At 39.7% G+C, this 4,938-nt stretch carries 7 protein-coding genes; all 7 read left to right on the top strand.

Annotated features, from left to right (window positions below; all coding sequences use genetic code 11):
• Positions 1 to 828: AEC family transporter (locus QMD82_08425; protein MDI6851941.1), on the top strand; the 828-nt coding region annotated here is incomplete at its 5' end.
• Between the two features lie 58 nt (positions 829 to 886).
• Positions 887 to 1,282 (top strand): Rrf2 family transcriptional regulator, encoded by a 396-nt coding sequence (locus QMD82_08420; GenBank protein MDI6851940.1) that lies wholly within the window; start codon positions 887 to 889, stop codon positions 1,280 to 1,282.
• 1 nt (position 1,283) lies between these two features.
• Positions 1,284 to 2,450, top strand: coding sequence for a cysteine desulfurase family protein (locus QMD82_08415; GenBank protein ID MDI6851939.1), 1,167 nt, complete (start codon positions 1,284 to 1,286; stop codon positions 2,448 to 2,450).
• A 1-nt stretch (position 2,451) separates the two neighbouring features.
• Entirely contained in the window at positions 2,452 to 3,090 is a 639-nt protein-coding gene (locus tag QMD82_08410; protein MDI6851938.1) for an iron-sulfur cluster assembly scaffold protein, read from the top strand.
• A complete protein-coding gene (locus QMD82_08405; protein MDI6851937.1) occupies positions 3,083 to 3,310 on the top strand; it encodes a hypothetical protein in 228 nt (75 codons plus the stop codon). Before QMD82_08410 ends, QMD82_08405 begins: the two co-directional genes overlap by 8 nt.
• Positions 3,311 to 3,313: 3 nt before the next feature.
• Positions 3,314 to 4,225 (top strand): quinolinate synthase NadA, encoded by a 912-nt coding sequence (gene nadA / locus QMD82_08400; GenBank protein MDI6851936.1) that lies wholly within the window; start codon positions 3,314 to 3,316, stop codon positions 4,223 to 4,225.
• A 28-nt stretch (positions 4,226 to 4,253) separates the two neighbouring features.
• Complete coding sequence (locus QMD82_08395; GenBank protein ID MDI6851935.1) at positions 4,254 to 4,898, top strand: thioredoxin family protein; 645 nt, start codon at positions 4,254 to 4,256, stop codon at positions 4,896 to 4,898.
• Positions 4,899 to 4,938: the final 40 nt, after the last annotated feature.

Here is a 4,938-nt window from a genome sequence, read left to right as displayed (position 1 = left end):
GTATTCAATGCATATATCTATTATGTAGCCCTTCCTGCTTTCATTTTTCTTGAACTAAGTTATTTGCCTTTAACAAGTGAAACTTTAAAAGTCATAGCTGTGGTAACACTCCCTATAGTTTTGGTTTTAGCACTTTATTGGCTTTTTACAAAATTTTTAAAATTTGAGAGGCGATTCTTCATAATCCTTTCCCTCTCAACGGTTTTTGGAAGTACAGCATTCTTCGGCATTCCCTATGTTACCTTCTCTTATCCTCAGAAGGAATCTCTTCAACTTGCAGCTCTTGTTGCGTCGATCTCGGGAATTGTTGGACTTACCACAGTGATAACCCTTCTTGAACTTTATTCAGCACCTGGTTTGAAGATGAAAGCGCTAATTAAGTTGATGATAAACAGATTCAAAAGAAATCCGCTTATTATTTCAATAGTCTTGGGTTTTCTTTCCAATGTAATGAATTTGAAGGTTAGCGGTGGGATTTATAAAGGACTTGACATGATAGGTAAGTCAACCGCAGTTATTGCCATATTTATGCTTGGCCTCTTTCTTTATGGAAGAGAATATAGAAAAATCTGGCAAGGTTTTATTTTCTCTCTACCCAGGGCTTTACTCTTGCCTCTTGTAACCTACGTGTTTGCAAGGCTTTTCGGACTTACTTCTACTTCTTTGGCAATAACTGTTTTGCTTTCAGGAATGCCAGTTGCACTGACTATGATAACTATTACCCAAAAGTATGAGTTTGAAGTCGATCTATTTGCTAATTTGATTCTTGTAAGTACTCTCTCTTCTCTGGTTTATCTCAATCTGCTTAGGTCTTTTGTAATTAAGTAAAGTCACTTGACTATTCAATTGATCCCCGCTATAATTCATACTGAACTGATAGGAAATTATGGTTAAGATTTCACAAAAGACAAGATATGCTGTTCGTGCATTGATACGGTTGAGTACTTATGGGAATGAAGGTACAACTTTAAAGCAGATCTCCTTTAAAGAAAATATACCTTTGAAATTCTTAGAGCAAATTTTTGCTGCCCTTGTAAAGGCCGGCATTCTTGAATCTAAGAGAGGTGCTGAAGGTGGATACAGGCTGAAAAAAGAGCTTTCGGATATCACTCTATATGAAGTTATGAGAGCTTTAAAGGAGGATGTCAAGCTGGCAAGATGTTTTGAGTTTGTCGAAAGAGAGTGCCCTTTTTCAGAATATTGCTCTGCAGAGGCCTTTTGGAAAGAACTTCAGAACAGAATTACAAAAATTTTTGAAGAAACCACGCTGGGGAGGAAATGAAATGAATGTTTATCTGGATAATGCGAGTAGTACGCGGTTGGATGAGAGAGTTGTTGAGGCAATAATGAAGACTTTTTATGAAGATATAGCCCTCCCATTGTCAGAATTTGTTCATACACCAGGTCAAAGAGTAAAGGAGCTGATTGAAGAATCAAGAAAAAAGATTGCAAGTTTCGTAGGGGCAGAGTCTTCTGAGATAATATTTACATCTGGTGGTACAGAAGCAAATAATTTGGCCATTAAGGGGATCGCTTATGCCCGGGCAAAGAAGGGAAAACATGTAGTAACTACTGCTGTAGAAGGAAGGTCAGTTCTAGATTCCGTCCGCAGATTGGAAAAATCCGGATTTAGAGTGGACATTGTTCCCGTTGATAGGTATGGTTTTGTAGATTTAGATGCACTGGAGAGGGCTGTGTCAGGTGATACTATCCTGGTTTCTGTTCAAATGGTCAACGACGAGGTGGGTACTATTCAGCCTCTTGAAGAAGTAGTGAAAATTGTAAAGTCGAAGAATCCGGAGACTTTTATTCACACGGATGCGACCTATGGTATAGGCTGGATTCCTTTTAATGTGAAAGAATTGAGGGTTGACCTTGCAAGTTTTACCGCCCACAAGATTCACGGGCCAAAGGGAATAGGAGCACTTTACGTTAAAAAGGGCGTTTCAATAGAAAAGCAGATGGATGGCGGGTATGCAGAGTTTAATTTGAGGGGCGGAACACCAAACATACACGGAATTGTGGGATTTGCAAAGGCTGTCGAGATTTTAAGCTGGGATGAGGTTGAAAAGGTGAGGAACTTAAGAGATTATCTTTATAAACGAATTATTTCAAGTATTCCAGAAGTGGTTTTAATTGGTCCTTCAGATTTTTCCAGAAGGCATCCAGCAAATCTCAATTTATCCTTTAAATATGTTGAGGGAGAGTCGGTGGTCCTCTATATGGACATGAAGGGGGTTGCTGTTATTTCCGGCTCTGCGTGTTTTTCACGAGGACTTGAACCTTCGTATGTTATAATGGCTATGGGGCATAGCCATGAAGATGCCCACGGTTCAATCAGGTTTTCCTTGAGTAAATATAATACTAAGGAGGAGATGGATTACACGGTGTTAGTTTTGGAAGAAGTGATTAAGAGTTTGAGGGAACTAAGCCCGCTGGGAGGAAATTGATATGAGTTTACCCTATTCTAAAAAGTTAATTGAGTTGTTTGTTCACCCGAAAAATGTTGGGGAGATTCCAGATGCCGATGCAAAAGCAACGGAAGGTTCTCCTGCCTGTGGTGATATGGTTCAGCTCTTTCTGAAGGTTGACCCTGAAAGCAAAAGAATTGTGGACATTAAGTTTAAATCCTACGGATGTGCTTCTAATATTGCTACTGCTTCCATAGTTACAGAATTGGCAAAGGGTAAGACACTCGAAGAAGCGAAGCAAATTACCTGGAAAGACGCCGATGCAGAACTGGGTGGTTTGCCTCCAACAAAGATACACTGCGCTGTACTGGCTGTGGATGCACTTCACACAGCTATAGAGAATTATGAGCATCAACACGGTCTTCTGAAAGAGAAGGTTCCTACGACTAAAGAGGTTGTAATAAACCGCCTAAAGCATGTCATAGATCCACGAAAGGGTATTGATGTAGTGAGAGCAAAGACACTTAAAGGTGTTGAGGTTCAGGATGGTGTAGCAAAAGTATATTTGAATATGCGTGAGGATGAAGAATTTGCAAACCATATAAAGGAAGAAATTGTAGAGAGGATATCACCTTTGTGGGACATTAAAGTGGTGGAGGTGATCTTTTCTAATGAGTGAGGCAAGATACAGTTGTATTGGAGAAGGGTGTGTTACGGAACATATTGTGAAGTTTCGAAATGCCTATGTTAAAGCAAAAAGTGGGGAGTCTTTTATTATGGAAGGTGACAATTTTGACGGGCTAAGTGAAATTCTCAAAATCGCTAAGTTTATGAACACGAAGATTGAATACGTAAAAAGGGAAAGTAATCGCTGGGAAGTTAAATTCAAAAAGGATTAATTTATGGATAGGGAAAAGCTGAAGGAAGAGATTTTAAGGCTAAAGAAAGAGAAAAAGGCTGTTCTACTTGTGCATAACTATCAAAGGCCCGAAATTCAGGAGATAGCCGATTTTTTAGGGGATTCTCTTGATCTTTCCAGGAAAGCTAAGGAAACGGACGCAGATATCATCGTATTCGCTGGTGTAACCTTTATGGCAGAAACAGCGAAGATATTATCGCCACAGAAAAAAGTTTTGACACCGGAGCCGGCTGCTCGCTGTCCAATGGCAGATATGATTAACGTAGAAGATTTACAAGAACTAAAGAAAAAACATCCTGATGCAGTAGTCGTCGCTTATGTCAACACCAATGCGGAGGTTAAAGCTGCTGCAGATGTGTGTGTTACCAGTGCCAACGCGGTCAAAGTTGTGAGGGCCCTTGATGCGAAAAAAGTAATTTTTGTTCCTGACAGAAACCTTGCCAGTTATGTTTCAATTTACGTCAAGGATAAGGAAATTATTCCTTGGGATGGATATTGTTATGTTCATGATGCCTTTACCGAAGAGGATGTATTTAAAGTGAAAGAGGAGTACCCTCATGCAGTAGTTATTGCTCATCCGGAGTGTAGGGAAGAGGTGATTATGAATTCAGATTACATTGAGTCTACGCAGGGTATGATAAGGTTAGCAAAGCTTTTAAATGCACCCGAATATGTATTTTTCACTGAAGAGGGTCTTACCGAAAGAGCTGTTCGTGAAATGCCTGACAGAAGGTTTTACAACCCACCTCGCACTGCAATATGTCAGCAAATGAAAAAAATTACTTTGGAAAAGGTGTATGAGTCCTTGCTTTATGAGAGGTATGAGGTGGTTCTTGAACCGGAGGTTATAGAAAGGGCACGAAGAGCATTAGATAAAATGCTTGAACTTTCATAAAATTTTAAAATTTAAGGAGGTAAGAGTTATGGGGTTTCTCTCGGAAGCCGATAAAAAAGAAATAAGGGCGATGTTCGCCGAAATGGTCAATCCCGTAAAAATAATTAATTTCACTCAGACCTTAGAGTGTACATACTGCCGCGAAACGAGGCAAATTCTTGAAGAGGTAGCGGAGCTGTCGGATCTTATTACTCTTGAAGTTTTGAATCACATGGAAAACAAAGAGAAAGCAGATAGTTATGAAATAGAGGACAAAATACCTGCAATTATAGTGGAAGGAGATAAAGACTACGGTATTCGCTATTATGGTATCCCGTCGGGTTATGAATTTTCAACCCTTCTTGAAGACATAATAATGGTCTCTAAAAGGGATTCTGGTTTAAAGCCTGAAACGAAAGCTACGCTTGCTACAATTGTGAAACCCGTGCATATTAAGGTTTTTGTTACCCCAACCTGTCCCTATTGCCCCACAGCAGCAATTACTGCTCATAAGATGGCTTTGGAAAGTGACATGATAAAAGCGGAGGTTATTGAATCCATAGAATTTCCATTTCTCGCGCAAAAATATGGTGTATACGGAGTACCTAAGGTAGTGATAAATGAAAAAGTGTCCTTTGAAGGCGCTTTACCCGAGGAAATGTTCCTCGATTATGTGTTGAAGGCAGTGAAATAAAAAAGGATTCTCAAAGAAAAAGGCCCCCTTATCGGGGGCC

This window comes from bacterium (genome assembly GCA_030019025.1).
GTDB lineage: Bacteria > Hydrothermota > Hydrothermia > UBA1063 > UBA1063 > UBA1063.
The sequence above is the reverse complement of the archived record's forward strand: the minus strand, read 5'-3'. Positions and strand labels throughout refer to the sequence as shown.